26 protein-coding genes and 1 pseudogene are annotated in these 15235 nt (G+C 45.6%); 2 read left to right on the forward strand and 25 right to left on the reverse strand.

The window, feature by feature from the left end; translation table 11 throughout:
- Positions 1-5: 5 nt before the first annotated feature.
- The 17 genes from DXE35_RS06905 to DXE35_RS11235 form a co-directional block, all read right to left on the reverse strand.
- Positions 6-479, reverse strand: a complete 474-nt coding sequence (locus DXE35_RS06905) for a cytochrome c-type biogenesis protein (RefSeq protein ID WP_415070113.1) — start codon at positions 477-479, stop codon at positions 6-8.
- Positions 476-1003 (reverse strand): DsbE family thiol:disulfide interchange protein, encoded by a 528-nt coding sequence (locus DXE35_RS06910; RefSeq protein ID WP_114689995.1) that lies wholly within the window; start codon positions 1001-1003, stop codon positions 476-478. The genes DXE35_RS06905 and DXE35_RS06910 overlap by 4 nt, the downstream gene beginning before the upstream one ends.
- Positions 1000-2919, reverse strand: a complete 1920-nt coding sequence (locus DXE35_RS06915; RefSeq protein ID WP_114689996.1) for a heme lyase CcmF/NrfE family subunit — start codon at positions 2917-2919, stop codon at positions 1000-1002. Before DXE35_RS06915 ends, DXE35_RS06910 begins: the two co-directional genes overlap by 4 nt.
- Complete coding sequence (ccmE, locus tag DXE35_RS06920) at positions 2916-3350, reverse strand: cytochrome c maturation protein CcmE (protein WP_114689997.1); 435 nt, start codon at positions 3348-3350, stop codon at positions 2916-2918. Before ccmE ends, DXE35_RS06915 begins: the two co-directional genes overlap by 4 nt.
- Positions 3347-3535, reverse strand: coding sequence for a heme exporter protein CcmD (gene ccmD / locus DXE35_RS06925; protein WP_114689998.1), 189 nt, complete (start codon positions 3533-3535; stop codon positions 3347-3349). Before ccmD ends, ccmE begins: the two co-directional genes overlap by 4 nt.
- On the reverse strand, positions 3535-4305 hold the full coding sequence (gene ccmC / locus DXE35_RS06930) for a heme ABC transporter permease CcmC (RefSeq protein ID WP_174220944.1): 771 nt from the start codon (positions 4303-4305) through the stop codon (positions 3535-3537). Before ccmC ends, ccmD begins: the two co-directional genes overlap by 1 nt.
- Positions 4302-4967 carry a heme exporter protein CcmB gene (gene ccmB, locus DXE35_RS06935; protein ID WP_114689999.1) on the reverse strand — a complete coding sequence of 222 codons (666 nt, stop codon included), beginning with the start codon at positions 4965-4967 and terminating at the stop codon, positions 4302-4304. The genes ccmC and ccmB overlap by 4 nt, the downstream gene beginning before the upstream one ends.
- Positions 4964-5611 carry a cytochrome c biogenesis heme-transporting ATPase CcmA gene (gene ccmA, locus DXE35_RS06940; protein WP_114690000.1) on the reverse strand — a complete coding sequence of 216 codons (648 nt, stop codon included), beginning with the start codon at positions 5609-5611 and terminating at the stop codon, positions 4964-4966. The genes ccmB and ccmA overlap by 4 nt, the downstream gene beginning before the upstream one ends.
- Before the next feature lie 195 nt (positions 5612-5806).
- Positions 5807-6379, reverse strand: coding sequence for a YceI family protein (locus DXE35_RS06945; RefSeq protein WP_114690001.1), 573 nt, complete (start codon positions 6377-6379; stop codon positions 5807-5809).
- 46 nt (positions 6380-6425) lie between these two features.
- Positions 6426-7013, reverse strand: a complete 588-nt coding sequence (locus tag DXE35_RS06950) for a YceI family protein (protein ID WP_114690002.1) — start codon at positions 7011-7013, stop codon at positions 6426-6428.
- Positions 7003-7551 carry a cytochrome b gene (locus DXE35_RS06955; protein ID WP_114690003.1) on the reverse strand — a complete coding sequence of 183 codons (549 nt, stop codon included), beginning with the start codon at positions 7549-7551 and terminating at the stop codon, positions 7003-7005. The genes DXE35_RS06950 and DXE35_RS06955 overlap by 11 nt, the downstream gene beginning before the upstream one ends.
- Positions 7551-8105: a flavodoxin family protein gene (locus tag DXE35_RS06960; RefSeq protein WP_114690404.1), complete on the reverse strand. Its 555-nt coding sequence runs from the start codon at positions 8103-8105 to the stop codon at positions 7551-7553. The genes DXE35_RS06955 and DXE35_RS06960 overlap by 1 nt, the downstream gene beginning before the upstream one ends.
- 27 nt (positions 8106-8132) lie before the next feature.
- Complete coding sequence (locus DXE35_RS06965) at positions 8133-8546, reverse strand: MarR family winged helix-turn-helix transcriptional regulator (protein ID WP_114690004.1); 414 nt, start codon at positions 8544-8546, stop codon at positions 8133-8135.
- Between the two features lie 144 nt (positions 8547-8690).
- Positions 8691-9326, reverse strand: a complete 636-nt coding sequence (locus DXE35_RS06970) for a metal-dependent hydrolase (RefSeq protein WP_231970084.1) — start codon at positions 9324-9326, stop codon at positions 8691-8693.
- Positions 9327-9577: 251 nt separating this feature from the next.
- Positions 9578-9988 carry a carboxypeptidase regulatory-like domain-containing protein gene (locus tag DXE35_RS06975; protein ID WP_114690005.1) on the reverse strand — a complete coding sequence of 137 codons (411 nt, stop codon included), beginning with the start codon at positions 9986-9988 and terminating at the stop codon, positions 9578-9580.
- 170 nt (positions 9989-10158) lie between these two features.
- Positions 10159-10776 (reverse strand): zinc-binding dehydrogenase, encoded by a 618-nt coding sequence (locus DXE35_RS11230; RefSeq protein WP_331851939.1) that lies wholly within the window; start codon positions 10774-10776, stop codon positions 10159-10161.
- Positions 10739-11038 carry an alcohol dehydrogenase catalytic domain-containing protein gene (locus DXE35_RS11235; protein WP_331851940.1) on the reverse strand — a complete coding sequence of 100 codons (300 nt, stop codon included), beginning with the start codon at positions 11036-11038 and terminating at the stop codon, positions 10739-10741. The genes DXE35_RS11230 and DXE35_RS11235 overlap by 38 nt, the downstream gene beginning before the upstream one ends.
- Positions 11039-11237: 199 nt before the next feature.
- Here DXE35_RS11235 and DXE35_RS06985 point away from each other — a divergent pair, with 199 nt between their 5' ends.
- Together DXE35_RS06985 and DXE35_RS06990 are read left to right on the forward strand one after the other, a co-directional pair.
- Complete coding sequence (locus DXE35_RS06985; RefSeq protein WP_114690006.1) at positions 11238-11612, forward strand: DUF2237 family protein; 375 nt, start codon at positions 11238-11240, stop codon at positions 11610-11612.
- Positions 11613-11628: 16 nt separating this feature from the next.
- Positions 11629-12537: a histone deacetylase family protein gene (locus tag DXE35_RS06990; RefSeq protein WP_331851941.1), complete on the forward strand. Its 909-nt coding sequence runs from the start codon at positions 11629-11631 to the stop codon at positions 12535-12537.
- Positions 12538-12566: 29 nt separating this feature from the next.
- Here the strand turns inward: DXE35_RS06990 and DXE35_RS06995 are convergent, their stop codons facing one another.
- The 8 genes and pseudogenes from DXE35_RS06995 to DXE35_RS09315 form a co-directional block, all read right to left on the reverse strand.
- Complete coding sequence (locus DXE35_RS06995; protein WP_114690008.1) at positions 12567-13118, reverse strand: phasin family protein; 552 nt, start codon at positions 13116-13118, stop codon at positions 12567-12569.
- 151 nt (positions 13119-13269) lie between these two features.
- A complete protein-coding gene (locus tag DXE35_RS10715) occupies positions 13270-13518 on the reverse strand; it encodes a hypothetical protein (RefSeq protein WP_231970085.1) in 249 nt (82 codons plus the stop codon).
- Positions 13505-13837, reverse strand: coding sequence for a lipid-binding SYLF domain-containing protein (locus DXE35_RS10720; RefSeq protein WP_231970086.1), 333 nt, complete (start codon positions 13835-13837; stop codon positions 13505-13507). The genes DXE35_RS10715 and DXE35_RS10720 overlap by 14 nt, the downstream gene beginning before the upstream one ends.
- 5 nt (positions 13838-13842) lie before the next feature.
- Positions 13843-14037 carry a hypothetical protein gene (locus DXE35_RS07005; protein WP_114690009.1) on the reverse strand — a complete coding sequence of 65 codons (195 nt, stop codon included), beginning with the start codon at positions 14035-14037 and terminating at the stop codon, positions 13843-13845.
- The gene (locus DXE35_RS11440) at positions 14012-14257 is read right to left on the reverse strand and encodes a linear amide C-N hydrolase (RefSeq protein WP_114690010.1); all 246 of its coding nucleotides are present in this window, start codon (positions 14255-14257) and stop codon (positions 14012-14014) included. Before DXE35_RS11440 ends, DXE35_RS07005 begins: the two co-directional genes overlap by 26 nt.
- A pseudogene (locus DXE35_RS07015) lies at positions 14254-14583 on the reverse strand (linear amide C-N hydrolase); the annotation flags it as partial. The gene DXE35_RS11440 and the pseudogene DXE35_RS07015, both read right to left, overlap by 4 nt.
- A 50-nt stretch (positions 14584-14633) precedes the next feature.
- Positions 14634-14759 carry a hypothetical protein gene (locus DXE35_RS11065; RefSeq protein ID WP_269459883.1) on the reverse strand — a complete coding sequence of 42 codons (126 nt, stop codon included), beginning with the start codon at positions 14757-14759 and terminating at the stop codon, positions 14634-14636.
- Between the two features lie 42 nt (positions 14760-14801).
- Positions 14802-14951 (reverse strand): hypothetical protein, encoded by a 150-nt coding sequence (locus DXE35_RS09315; protein ID WP_162784993.1) that lies wholly within the window; start codon positions 14949-14951, stop codon positions 14802-14804.
- Positions 14952-15235 lie beyond the last annotated feature (284 nt).

Genomic DNA, 15235 nt, shown 5'->3' on the forward strand with positions numbered 1-15235 from the left:
TCGATTTATCCTTCTTTCCTACCGGTCGCATTCAGCAATGCATCGATTTTCTGATTATCCGCATCCGTCAGGATTGCAGTAGGAGCGCTACTATTTCTACGACGTAAATACATCAATAAGCCAGCGATGCCAATCGCCAGAATAGCAAATGGTCCAATCCACAGCAGCCAGGTCACTGGCTTAACAGGTGGACGATAAAGCACGAAATCGCCGTAACGCTCAACCATGAAGGAACGGATCCGATCATCACTCTTACCTTCTTTAATCAGAATCCGAATTTCACGACGCAAATCATTCGCCAAATCAGAGCGTGAGCCTGCCAAAGATTCGTTTTGACATACCAAGCAACGCATTTCTTCTGAAATGCTAATCAGGCGCTGCTCCGTTACCGGATCATCCACTAGTGGCGCAGCCTCATTAGCAAGGACGCTACCCAGACTGCATACACCAACCGCGGCCAAGACAATTGGCTTCATCATTTCTTGAGCTCGCTCAACATGGGATAAATCTTTTGGTTCAACAAATCCATTGTTAATGGGCCAATATGCTTAAAGCGAATCACGCCTGTTTTATCAATGATGTAAGTTTCTGGAACTCCATACACCCCATAATCAATACCAACACGGCCATTTCCATCAAATGCTGAGAGCACATAAGGGTTGCCTTGTTTAGCCAACATCGCTAAAGCATCCTCACGCTTATCTTTGTAATCCAAACCAATCACTGGCGCCATTTGCGATTTGGCTAGCTCGCCCAAAACAGGATGCTCTTCACGACAGGCGACACACCAGGATGCCCACACATTCAGAATCCACACCCGGCCCTTCATCCTAGCTGGTGAAAACGTTTTGCCGGGCTCAGCCAATTGAGAAATCTCAAACGCAGGAGCTGCTTTATTGATCAAGGGAGATGGCACTTCGTGAGGATCACGATTCAATCCGATAGCCAAGAAAACAACTAGGCCAAAAAATAAAATCAGAGGAATTAAAAATTTTGCCTTCATGCAAGCTTACTCTTCAATTTCAGCCGATAACGCTTATCTGACATAGCCAATACACCGCCCAAAGCCATTAATAAGCAACCGCCCCAAATCCAGTCAACGAAAGGCTTGTAGTAAACACGTACTGCCCATGATTGATCACCCAACTCTTCACCAAGCGATACATAAATGTCACGTGTCAGCCCAGCATCAATCGCCGCTTCCGTCATTGGCATCGTCGAAGAAAAATAGCTTCTCTTTTCAGGGTAGAGACGAATGGGTATTCCGCCATCTTTTGACAGCAAGAATGTCCCGCGCATGGCCTGATAGTTTGGGCCGCGTGCCGCATTAACACCCTGCAACTTAATTTGATAACCACCAACCATCACGGTATCGCCCGCTGACATGCGAACGTCTTTCTCTTCTTGATACGCACCTACCATCGTGACGCCAATGACAAACACGGCAATCCCCAAATGGGCCACCTGCATCCCAATAAATGAGCGGGTGGGTTTACCTGCTTTCGCTTGACGCAGGATTTGCATACAGCCCGATGCAATCACCCAAAATGCCAATACGAAACCCATGCCTGCAAGCCAAGTAAATTGGCCCATGAGCAAAGGAATGGCAATGCCCGCGACCAAGGCAATGAGGCCAGCAATCCACAAACGCTTGATGATGCTGATTAAGTTGCTTTGCTTCCAGCTTGCCCAAGGACCAATACCCATCAACACCAATAAAGGAACCATGACGGGAACAAATACGCTATTAAAGTAAGGAGACCCAACAGAAATCTTGCCCAGATGCAAAGCATCAATCAGCAGAGGGTATAAGGTGCCAAGCAAAACAGATCCAGCGGAAACCACCAAGAAAACATTGCCCAACAAAATAAAAGTTTCTCTTGAGCTTAAGCTAAATTTACCGCCCATTGAACTCTTAGGCGCGCGCCAAGCGTAAAGCAATAAAGAAGAGCCCACTACCAGCGACAAGAAGATCAAAATAAAAAGACCGCGCCTCGGATCAGTGGCGAATGCATGCACCGAGGTCAATACTCCGGAGCGAACCAAAAATGTGCCTAGCACAGATAAAGAGAATGCGGTGATCGCCAGGAGCACAGTCCAACTCTTAAAGCCGCCGCGCTTGTCAGTAACAGCCAAAGAATGTAGTAATGCCGTGCCGACAAGCCAAGGAATAAATGAAGCGTTCTCTACAGGATCCCAGAACCACCAGCCACCCCAACCTAATTCGTAATAAGCCCACCATGAGCCAAGAGCAATACCGAGGGTAAGAAAAACCCAAGCAGCGGTAGTCCAAGGACGCGACCAACGCGCCCATGCGGAGTCCAGCCTACCTGACAACAAAGAAGCAATCGCAAAAGCACAGGCAACCGAGAAGCCAACATAGCCCATGTAGAGCATCGGCGGATGAAATACCAAACCAGGATCTTGCAAAAGTGGATTGAGGGAGCGACCGTCTTGCGCAGCAGGCAATAAACGCTCAAATGGATTTGAAGTTGTTAATACCAATAACAACAAGCCGCTAGTGACCAACCCTAGTACGCCAATGACGCGCGCCACCATAAAGTCATCCAACTCTTGAGAAAGCTGCGCAACCAAAATAGTCCAGGTAGCCAATAAGAAGATCCACAATAAGAGCGAACCTTCATGACCAACCCAAACCGCACCCAATCGATAGATCACCGGCAACTGGGAATTGGAATGCTCGGCAACATAGAGCACAGAGAAATCATTAACGTAAAAACTCCAAGCCAATATTCCGAAAGCGATTGCTAATAATAGGAATACTGTTTGCGCAGCCGGTCTTGCTAAAACCAACCAATCGCGGCGACCATAGTGCGCACCGAGTAGAGGCAACGCCCCTTGAATCAGAGCAATGCAAAGCGCTAGAACTAATGCGTAATGCCCAAACTCAGGAATCATTTAGCACTTCCATTTTTTTGCGCTTGATCTAAGGCGTATTTAGCCTCAGGAGGCATATAATTTTCATCATGCTTTGCCAGAACCTCGCTAGCAATAAATGCCCCACTGGCATTCATACGACCTTGGATTACGGCGCCCTTACCCTCTTTGAATAAATCGGGAAGAATGCCGGTGTAAGCGACTGGAATATCTTTAGCCATATCGGTAATCACAAAGTGCACTGTTAAGCCATCACGCTTTAATGAACCATCTTTCACCATGCCGCCAATTCGAAAAGCCCGACCCTGAGGTGCTTTTCCGGCTGCCACTTCACTTGGGGTGACATACAAAGCGATATTGCTATTCATAGCATTCAAGATCAGCATCGCAGCAACCCCTATTACCAGGAGTGCGGCAACAATAATTAACGCGCGTTTATATCTAGGCTTCACTTACCAATCTCTTTATCAAACTGCTCTGCTAATTGTTCTTGCTTTAACTGGCGCACGATCGCTCTAAAGCGAGCGCGTACAAATAAAGGCTCCAATACCAAAACCAGTGTGCAAACACCAAAACTGCACCAAACATAAAGCGCGTAACCGCCCATAGCAAAAAACTCAGCTGGACTATTCCACATCAGCTTCTCACCTCAATGAATTGTCTCACCCAATCAGCATGAGCTTCACGCTCCAAAATGATTGTCCTTACACGCATTAAGGCAACCGCAATGGTGTACATCCAAAGGCATAATGCCATCAATAGCATTCCCCAAAGCATGGCTTGAGCCATCGCTGGCGCCTTAGTGAGAGAAACCGATGCGCCTTGATGCAAGGTATTCCACCACTTCACTGAAAAATAAATAATTGGCACGTTAACTACGCCGACTAATGCCAAGATAGCGCTAGCCTTATCAGCACGACGAGGATCGTCGATAGACGACTGTAGCGCAATAAAGCCTAAATACAAAAATAAAAGGATTAACTCTGAAGTGAGGCGCGCATCCCAAACCCACCAAGCACCCCACATCGGCTTGCCCCAAAAGGCACCAGTCCATAAAGATAAAAATGCCATCCACGCGCCTATGGGTGCCAGCGCTTTCGCCATCATGGCGGATAAACGGGTATTAAAAATGAGCCCGAGCCCTGCCCATGCAGCCATCACCAAATAAATGAACAGCGACATCCACGAAGCAGGTACGTGAATAAAAATAATACGGTAGCCCTGTCCTTGCACTGCATCGACTGGCGCCCCAAAGAAACTCACCCACAAACCAGCAGCGCCAAACAAGAAGGTCAAAACCCAAAATAAAGGAATGAGCTTGCCCGCCACCGGATAAAAGGTGTTTGGGCTAGATAACTTAAACCAGTTAATCAAGCGGTGGTTAGAAAAAGAATTGATCTGACTCATTCAATCGCAATCTTGACAGCGGCACTACTTACCCAAGGAACAAATGCTAAAGCCAAAATCAATAATGCACCTAGCAAGGAAAAATGACCTGAAGCATCTAAACCCACACTATTCGCATAAACAGCACCAGCGCCAAAAATAAGTACAGGAATAAACAGAGGAAGTATTAACAAACTGAGCAACACACTTCCACCACTGACCCCCAAGGTCAATGCCGCGCCAATCGAACCTAGCAAGGATAGCACTGGCGTACCCAATAACAGGGTACCCATCAGCACATACAAAGAGCTGACATCCAGATCAAACTGAATACCGATAATCGGAGCTAAGAGTACGAGTGGTAAGTCGCACACCATCCAATGGGCAATGATTTTTCCAGTCACCAGCAACACTAGGGACTGAGGGGATAAAACAAGCTGCTCCAATGTGCCGTCTTGATAGTCTGCCGCAAACATCCGATGCAAACCCAATAAGGTAGATAACAGAGCGGCAACCCAAAGAACGCCTGGCGCCATTTTTCGGAATAAAGCGGGATCAGCACCTATTCCCAAAGGAAACAAGCTGGTGACCACCACAAAAAAGAATAAAGCGGTAAGCACCTCGCTCTTACGGCGCATTACCAGCAACAAATCGCGACGAATAATTGCTAGCAAGGCCTTCATAGATCGAGCGTCCTCACCTGTGGAAGGCTGACTTCTTGATGGCTAGTTAAGATCACCAAACCACCTTGCTCGATATGTTCTACTATTAACCCTTGCAATGCCTGCACCGCATGGATATCCAGCGCATTGCATGGCTCATCCAAAATCCATAACTTTGCTTGACGCGTCAGCATGCGGGCCATCAAAACGCGACGCTTTTGTCCGGCCGATAAACAACTCACCGGCAGGTGCTCACGCGCGCGCAATCCAAAACGCCAGAGAGCAGCTAGGGCCTTCTCATCTGACAACTCAATACCATCCAGCGCCGCATAAAACTGAATATTTTCTAGCGCAGTGAGATCTTCTTTTAGGGCATCGCGATGCCCTAAAAACAAAAGCTCACGATGATAGTTAGAGACGTCTTTTGCAATAGCTTGGCCATTCCACAAAATCATCCCAGCCTCTGGTGTGGACAACCCTGTCAGCAACCTTAAGAGGCTAGTTTTCCCAACGCCATTCTCACCACGCACATGCAAACATTCCCCACTTGAAATCGTTAAATCGAGATCCTGGAATAGGTGTCTTGCACCCCGAATACAGCAAAGCGTACGAGCTTCAAGCCTGAAATGCGGATTGTTTGAAGGGGAATAAGTGTCAACTGTCATGAGAGCTAGTGGCTTAAATAACCACCCCTGGCATTGTCCAAGAGCCCTAGAGGACTGTCAAACGCGCTAAAGTGGAATTGATGGAAATAATCCCTTTTAATTCATATACTTATGTAATTATAAACCCAGGAGAACGACAAAGAAACAATCACCCGAAGGTGGTTTTTTTGGACTACATCAAGCCTAAAGAAGGATTTAGTCTTGTTTAGACGCCTCAATAGCGATCAAAATCGTGACATCGTCACCTACGTGCGGAGCATATTTACCCATATTGAATTCTGTACGCTTCATTTTGGTTTCAGCATTAGCGCCACAATACTCCGCTCCAGTCATTGGATGTTTTTTGCACTCAAAGTGAGTAATTTTTAAAGTAACAGGCTTGCTCACACCTTTCAATGTCAATACGCCTTTTAAGGCAACTGGCTTCTCACCTTTAAAAATCATATCGTTTGATTGAAAGCTAGCAGTCGGACATTGGGTGGTCGACAAAAAGTCTTCGCTCTGAATATGGCTATTAAATACTGTGGATCCTGTATCGACAGACTTGGTATCAATCGTGATATCAGCGCTTCCTTTTTTAGCCGCTTGGTCAATAGTCACTGTACCTGCGACAGTATTAAAACGACTAGTTTGATTTGAAAAACCTAAGTGGTTGTATTCAAACTGTGCGAAGGTGTGATTTGCATCAGCAGTGTAAGTTGTTGTCGCAGCAAAAGCCGAGCTAAGACCAACAGCTGCAAATAAAGCGATCAGTAATTTTGATGCCATGTAATTCTCCTACTTAGAAATTGAAGAAATAAATTCAGTTGTAAAACTATTTTTGATTTAAGACTAAGCGCACATTCACGGGGACTTCATTAGCAACTGCAGAGGTGTCAGCCCAATTACCAGCACCCAAACCAAAATCCAATCTCAGCACCTGAAAGTTGGCGTCAAACACCATTTGCTTACCGTGTGGCTGATATTTCACGGCAATCAATAGCGAAACAGTTTTGCCCTTAATGGTTAATGTCCCGCGGATATCCAAGCTATTAGAGCCTGTTACCTTGACCGAATCAGTCGCATAGCTAGCAGTAGGAAACAGCTTTGTACTAAACCAATCCTTTCCTTTTGCCTCTTCTTGCAGCTCATCGCCACCCGCATTAAAGCTGGCAATATCAATGACGAGATTAGCTTTGGCTTTTTCAGGTTCATCTGGATTAAATGAAATCTTCCCAGAAAACTTTCCAAAACCCCCGGATATCTTGGAGCCCATCAACTTACTGGTAAAAGTAATTTGGCTTTTTGCAGAATCGATCGATGAATACTCCATCGCATACGAAGAACTTGCCACTCCAAAAATCACAATCATCAAAAATGCTTTAAGCGCTGATGAAACTCGTAAGTAAAAATTACTTTTCATTTTTAGATCCTCCGAAAGTCATGCGACTCAATAGACCATCCTTATCGATGAATTGATGCTTTAGCGCTGCCAAAATATGGAGTTCAACTAAAGCCATTAATCCATTCGCCAGAAACTCATGGACCTCTTTTAACTGATGGCCCAAGGCTTTATCTTTACCCACCAAGTCTGGCAGCTCAAATAAACCAAAATAGTTCACCGTATACCCTTTAGCAGAGCTCATGAGCCAGCCCACTACCGGCATTACCGCCATCAATAGATACATGGCAATATGGGTGAGTTGCATGATGCGCTCTTGCCATACTGGCATCGCTAGATTCAAAGCGGGCGCGGGATGAGTGGCTCGCCATAGCAGGCGCAGGACTACCAAAAAGAATATGGTGACGCCAAACCATTTGTGCCAGCTTAAACCTGTAATTCTGGTGGGACTCAAAGGCATATCATCTACAGCAATTGCGATCGACCAGGTTACAAAGATCAAAAGCGCCATCACCCAATGCAGAAGAATGGCGACAGAGGTGTATCTTGCTTTATTCATTAGCCACGCAACTGCTTTGGGATTTTTGCGATACGCTCACCATAAAGTCGAGCAGTTTCTAAATCGCCCGCACTCACTTCATCAGCACTTGCATCAGACGGGGTTTGCATCATTGCGCCAGAGAATGAACCAACATAGTTCACATGATTACGTTGAGCGGCCTTAGAGTTTGAAGGCATCAATCCAGTACCTACCCACAAACCTGAATGATGCATAGCCAAGGTGAAGAAATAATGCAAAGTGGAATGTTTATCACCATTCATGGTGTCGGAGTTGGTAAAATCGCCGAAGACTTTGTCTTTCCATCGCCGAGAGAACCACTGTTTAGAGCTAGCATCAGCAAACTTCTTAAACTGCCAACTTACAGTGCCCATATAGGTTGGAGAGCCAAACACAATCGCATCAGACTCATTTAATGTAGCCCACTGCGCATCGGAAATATTACCTTCAGCATCAATCGCTACCAAGGTGCCATTTGCGCCCTTGGCAATTGCCTCAGCCTGCTTAACGGTATGGCCATCACCACTATGAAATACCACAGCTACTTTAGTCATCATCTTCTCCTGTTGTATCAACTTTAATTAAAAGATGTCTCGTAACAATTTGAGAGACTTGTCAAGTTGCTTCAATTCATCTGGTGCTAATTTTTTGAAAGCCTCATTCAAATACTGCAAATGCTCTGGAAATACTTTTTCAAAAAGTGTTTGACCTGATGGGGTCAATCCAATTAATTGACTACGCGCATCCTCGGTGTTAACTTGACGATGTATCAAACCTTTCGCCTCTAATCGCTCCAATACGCCAGTCAATGTTCCTTTGGTAACCAATGTCTTTTCTCCCAGTTGCTTGCAACTCATCGGCAATTGATTTCCCAAGGTTGCAATCACCTCAAACTGAGTCATCGTCAACCCCAACGATTTGATATGAGGCGCTGAATAGCGATCAAACGCTTGATAGGAAGAAACCAGGTTTCTTAGGACTGGTAAGAAGTTCATTTGCGTTATATAAAGTACTAATTAGGACTAGTTTAGTACTAATGCGAACTAAATGCAAGCAGTGGCAATAAAAAAACCCCACAACTTATGCGGGGTTTTTCCTTTGAGCCGTAAATAACGCTCCTGAAGCCTCATTTAGACCACCTAGAACTGAACCGTTTCTCCTTCGGTCATAGGAATGATCCTAATATTGCTACCCTTCATGGATTCCTGGAATTCCGCCAAAGTACCTTTGGTCATCGGATTGGAGTTGTAGTGCATAGGGATAACCATCTTCGGCTTAATCCACGTACGCAATGCATAAGCCGCATCATCTGGCGCCATTGTGACATTACCCCCAATTGGAACCATCACCAAATCTGGCTTGTAGTGTTCACTAATAAATTTCATATCACTAAATAAGCCGGTATCACCCATGTGCCAAATCTTAAATCCATTCTCTAGCTCAATGATGTAGCCCATAGGCTCGCCCGTTGGGTGCGATTCCACTTTGTCTGTCGCAGGATTTTTCCAAACCCGCAATGATGAATGCTCAGCTTGTACTGCGGCGACTTTAATTCCAGGCGCCGGAGTAACGCGCCCTGTTTTATTAAAACGATGGCCTAAATCTGCTGGCAGAATTCCCAAAGTAGTTAAAGGGGTCACCATATCAGCAGGGCCATACAACTTAATGTTGTGCATCCTGGCTACTGTTGGAGCATCGCCAATATGATCCACGTGCGTATGTGTTACTAGCAGCACATCAATGGGGCCTATCGCCGCTAAATGATTCTTATACATTGGGGGGTGTCTTTGGTCCGACCGTAATCCAGGGGTCGATCAAAATCATTTTTCCCTGCGGACTTTTGTGCGGGATTTTGGGCGATAGCAAACGATGATGTCGAAACAAATGCGACAGCCAACAATGTAGTCAATGCATCTTTAGTTGCAAAACTCTTCATGATGGCGTCTCAGAATAATGGTATTTATTAGAGCACTATAGACCAAGTTGAGAGTTAAAGCATATGACGCAATGCGTCATTTTCAGGATCTTATTTCCAGAAAACCGATAACGTTTGTGATGAGTCAGACTTAATGGATATAGATCGTTTTTGCACTACACTTTCATAGCTTGCTTCAAGCGTATAGTCGCCCGGCACGAGATTAACCAACATATATGGTCTCTCCGCCTGAGCATCAAAAATCACTTGTTTCGTTGAGCCCATGATTTTGATACTTGCACCAAAGATCCAAACACATCTGCCATTCTGAATTTGCGATAGCTCCAACAATAGCGGCCACTGTTTTGCTTCAGCCAAAATCGCGGTTGATTCACCCTCACCTACGCCACCAGTGATATAGGAAACACCTTTTGAATGCTGCGTATCTGGAATGTGCGCTAAGGCCCAAGAAGTCGCTAAGAGCAGCTGAACAGAGATGATGATTGTGAGAAGCGCTTTCATACTTCTATCTTACGACTGATTGGGCCAGAAAAAAGCCCCGGCAACGCGGGGCTTTCCTAAAACTAAACGCTGACGACTTAAGGAGTCATCACAATAGCGCCGGAGACTTTTCTACCCTCAGCAGCACGATGGGCATCGGCAGCTTGCGCCAATGAAAACTTCGCGCCGATCTACACTTTGACATGGCCTTTAGCAATCGCATCGAATACCGCCTGGGCATTTTCTTTCAACAGGGCCGCAGTTGCGTTATTTGGAAACACTGACGGTCTTGTTAAGAATAAACAGCCCTTCTTGATTTCCGGCTGAATCTCTGGGGCTGGACCTGAAGCGGAGCCAAATAGGGCAACGGTTACAAATGGAGCAGTGCAATCTAAAGAACCTAAGAAGGTGGTTTTCGCAACGGAGTCATAAACCACATTTGCTTTTTTACCGCCAGTTGCCTTAATCACTTCTTCAACCCAGTTTGGCTGTGAGTAATCCACCACCGCATCGCAACCAGCCTCCTTGGCGGCAGCGAACTGCGCATGGGAGCCAACAGTACCAACCACAAAGGCGCCCAACGCTTTTGCCCAACCAGCCAAAATTTGACCAACGCCACCAGCAGCTGCGTGCACAAGCACCACATCGCCCGCTTTTACCTTGTAAGTTTTCTGAACAAGATATTGCGCAGTCATCGCTTTAAAGAAAACGGCGGCAGCCACTTCATCCGAAATGCCGTTAGGAATCAACACCAATTTATCAGCTGCAACATTACGAACGCTGGCATATGTGCCAATACCGGCGTTCATATACACAACGTGCGCCCACCTTAAAGTCAGTAACACCTTCGCCCACAGACTCCACAACGCCAGCAGCCTCATGTCTCAGGCCCGTAGGCATCTCCAGTTGGTATACGCCAGAGCGCTGATACACATCAATGAAATTGAATCCAATAGCGGTTTGACGAATTTGCACTTCACCTCTTGCTGGTAGCGGTAATTCTTTATCAATCACCTTGATTACGTCAGCACTACCTAGTTCTGTCAGACTAACAACTCGAGCTTTTGTCACATGTCACCTAATTATTTTTTATTGAGAAAAAAATTATCATACAGTAGAGGCATCTTTTTAATTCCTGCCTCAGCACTGCCACCTAACTACTGAATAAACCCTCTTGGAAAGAGTGACACAAATTCCAGGGTTTTGCTTTGGGTGAGCAAATTTATCGCTCATTTAATCCACTGACTGATACCAAACTTTCAAGGCAGCCATGCAAAACGAAATCGCGCTCAATGTATTTGGAGAGCCCCTCACACCCTGCTCCTTCGATCCTCTAACAGGGTTGTTTAGGGATGGCTGCTGCAAAACCAATGAAGAGGATGTGGGCAGTCACCTAGTGTGCGCCATCGTGACGGATGCTTTTTTAGAATTTAGCCTACACCAAGGGAATGATCTCATTACCCCAAGACCTGCATATCAGTTTCCAGGATTGATTGCGGGAGACCAGTGGTGTTTATGCATTAATCGCTGGGTAGAGGCATTCAATGCGAATTGCGCACCCTTTATTAAATTAGAGAGCACCCATATCAAAGCACTTGAAACAGTACCCCTCAATATTCTTAAGGAATATGCGAGAGAAATATAAAAGAAATAAAAGTAGCGTGAAAAAAAAGAAAGCGTTTTATACCGACCATTTTGTATTACCGCTTTCCGCGGGACATCGCTTCCCCATGGAAAAATATTCACGCCTACGGGATTTGGTCGGCACGCAAGCCGAGATTGAGCTTGTTGAAGCACCCCCTGCCACAGATACACAAATTCTGTATACGCATGATCCAAGCTACCTCCTCAAAGTCATCAATGGAACACTTTCAGAACACGAGCAAAGGGATATTGGTTTCCCATGGAGTGCGCAGATGGTGGAACGCTCCCGGCGCTCCGCTGACGCCACAGTCGCTGCAGCCAAAACCGCTTTACACGCAGGCATCGCAGCCAATCTTGCGGGAGGCAAACACCATGCTTATTGCGATATGGGTAGTGGATTTTGTGTATTTAATGATTCCGCTATTGCCGCGCGCACCCTCCAAAAAGAAATCAGCTCCTCTTTAAAAGTGGCCATCATTGCTTTAGATGTCCATCAAGGCAATGGCACCGCAGCCATTCTGCAGAATGATGACTCCATCTTTACCCTTTCTATTCATGGAGAAAATAATTTTCCATGCAAGAAAGAGCACAGCAATTTGGACTTAGGGCCAGTGGATGGCTGTGATGATGCACTCTACATGCGCTCTTTAGAAGAATGCCTAGACCAACTGGATACCCGCTTCAAAGCCGATTGCATCATCTTCCTAGCAGGCGCAGATCCTCATGAGGGCGATCGCTTGGGCAGGCTAAAGATTAGTCAGGACGGGATGCGTCAGCGAGATGAGCTAGTTTTTCAATACGCCCTAGACCGCCAACTGCCCATCGCATGCTCGATGGCGGGCGGTTATGGCAAAGAAATTGAATCCACTGTGGAGATTCATTTCCAGACCATCAAAACCGCCCTGCAATTTCAGAAAAAATATTAAACGCAGTCTTTCAGCCGCAGCCAAAAACTTCAGCTCTTCTTTTTAGAAGAACTTTTTGGGCTAGAAAGGTTGATGACGTTCTCAACGCTCTTCTCAAAATTAGTGAATGATTCAGCCATTGCAGCACGTATTAACTCAAAGTTTTGTAAGGCATTATTAAATGAGGTTTTAAAGACAGACACATAAGCCTCACTACCAATTGGCGCATTATCTGTCGCATCATTCACAAAATGAATGAGATCCACCTTGGACTCCTGAATCATGGTCTCCGCAATATCAGCAAGTTCCTTGTTGCCACTCTTAAGCACTTGCAGCAATTGATTGTGATATTGCATCACTTCTTTGGCCGCATCTTGTAGCACCTCAGCATGCACGCACTCAAAAGCGGCTTTAGGATCTTGGGTTTTCATCAGCTCAGACACTCTTTTTTGAATCATTCCCGCCAACTCTTGTACAGCCTGTTGATTAATTTGCGCGATTGCTTGAGCGCTTTCCATCGCTACACGCCCAGCAGCCTTAGTCGCATCGATGGCGCTTTGTTGTCCTGGCGTCGCTTTCATATCAAATGGTTTCTTGCTCATATCAACCTTTCAGGCAGGTAGTAAAGTCATCTACCAATCTACTCTCCTATAGGCGGGTTTCTATAGAGGAATACCAGTAGATAATCTAACCGCCTAAAGAAAAACCCCGAGTATCACTAACCTGGGTTTAAAAACAATCCGGAATAAAGCTTTATTTCGAATCAGATTTCTTTTTAGGAAGGCTATTTAAGGTGGCCGCATTATTGAGTTGTTGATCAACTAAATAGAGAGTGCCGCCGGATCCAGACGAGAAATTAGCATCCACGTCGATACCGCCACGCTGACCATCAATTGAAGTCAATAAAAACTGATCAATCGCGCCAGGCGTCTTGAAAATCGCCACTTGATACTGATCCTGATAGCCAGCCCCTAGACCCTCGCCAGTTTTAAGCGCCTGCATAAAAATTAGGATCTTTACGACGTTTGTCGAACAATACACCTTCACCACGCGCCACCACCAACAACACAATATTCACATTGGTAGTAGTAAAGACTGCGTAACCAGCCGCCTCATCCATTTCTTTTTGAACTGAAGGCTTTTGCTTTATGAAAGCGGCAAGGCTGGTCTTCGATCTCTGCAACGTAGCATCTCGCTTTTGGATGATTTCCGCAGGAGTGAGCGGCTTACCATCCTGATCGGTTGCTTGGCAACCAGATAGAAAAATCGCTGCAGTTAAGCTTGCAGCAACTAATTTTGTAATTGAGGCAAATTTCATCATGTGTGTTAGTTAACAGCTATCGTAGAGAGGGGTTTGTCCAATGTGATGTATTTGATCTCTTTGGCATTGACATCGATCGTTTTCAAATCAAAAGTGTAAATATTGGTGGTCTCAAACATTTTCACGTTGTAGGTCATGCTTTTGTTATCAGCCACAACAGACCACTCGGTAATTTCAATACCACCTGCGCCGCCAACCATAAGAGGTCGTGGCCGGCAAGCTGATGGCGCCAGGAGGAATATCAAAACTTCCCAGGATGTGCCAAGCAGTATTCACCTGTTGAGTTGTTGGATAGGCAGTTGGAACCGATTTACTAAGAAATAAAGCGCGCATGAAGCGGCTTGGACTCAAGTAATCCCCTGGCAGACCATGTAAACCACTGCCTGAACTTGGTGACACATAAGTAACACCATTAATCACTGGTGAATTTTTTTCACATTGGTCAAATTTGCATAGTTACCAATGTTATTGAGCTGATCACTAAATGCTGGATCATTCGTCAAGACACCAACAGGATTGTCAGTGATCACCAATTCGCCCTTGAGATATTCAACCACAATGCTCTTGCCATTCGCATCATGCAGTGTCATATGCACTGCGGCAGTTTGATTGCGATATGCCGGAATAACGGAACGATTTACCTTGATTTTCTGAAAGCCAGCCTTTACTTCATCCACAGTGGCGAAGTTGGTTAAGGCATAAATCAACATCTGAATGGAAGCAATGCTGCTCGCAGAATCAGCGGGGCTAACAGCCTGATATACCGCCGTATTAGGTGCATTTAATACACCGCCAACTAGACCTTTTCATTCATGCCATCTACCAGAACTGGCATGCCCAAACCATTCATGCCGGCAACGGCATACTTAGTTGTCCAATTGAGGCCTGTCCCAGGCTTACCATCCACACCAACACCAGGCATCGGTAAGTTTCTTGGAATGACTGTGATTTGTGAATTCAGCGGTCAACCAAACTCCATAGTGCGGCCATAAACAAAACCGCCATCACTTTCTTTTAATAAGAAGCTAGTACAGGCATTGCTCACCATTGGCGCAAATGTTAATGAAGCCGCTACTGAAGAAGCGGCGACTATTTTGAGCATGTGTTGATTCATATTTTTTCCTTTAAAGGATTGTGTGCGCTAAAAGAGTAAGCATTCCTAACTACATACCCGCTGAAGCCATCCACAGGTATCGACGCATCGGCCTCGGCAGGTTTTGTAAGCACATAAGACAAAACACAGGCGGCTAAAACAATCAGCACACCCGCAACTACACTCCAAGTTCTATTGTTTGAGCGCAATCTAAAATCCTTTTCTATTTACCGAGAACCTCCTCCAGAGACCTCTTTTGGAGGATTAGTACAGCCCGGATAATGGCCTCCATATTAAGTGCATAC

The organism is Polynucleobacter necessarius, from assembly GCF_900095215.1.
GTDB classification, from domain to species: domain Bacteria; phylum Pseudomonadota; class Gammaproteobacteria; order Burkholderiales; family Burkholderiaceae; genus Polynucleobacter; species Polynucleobacter necessarius_H.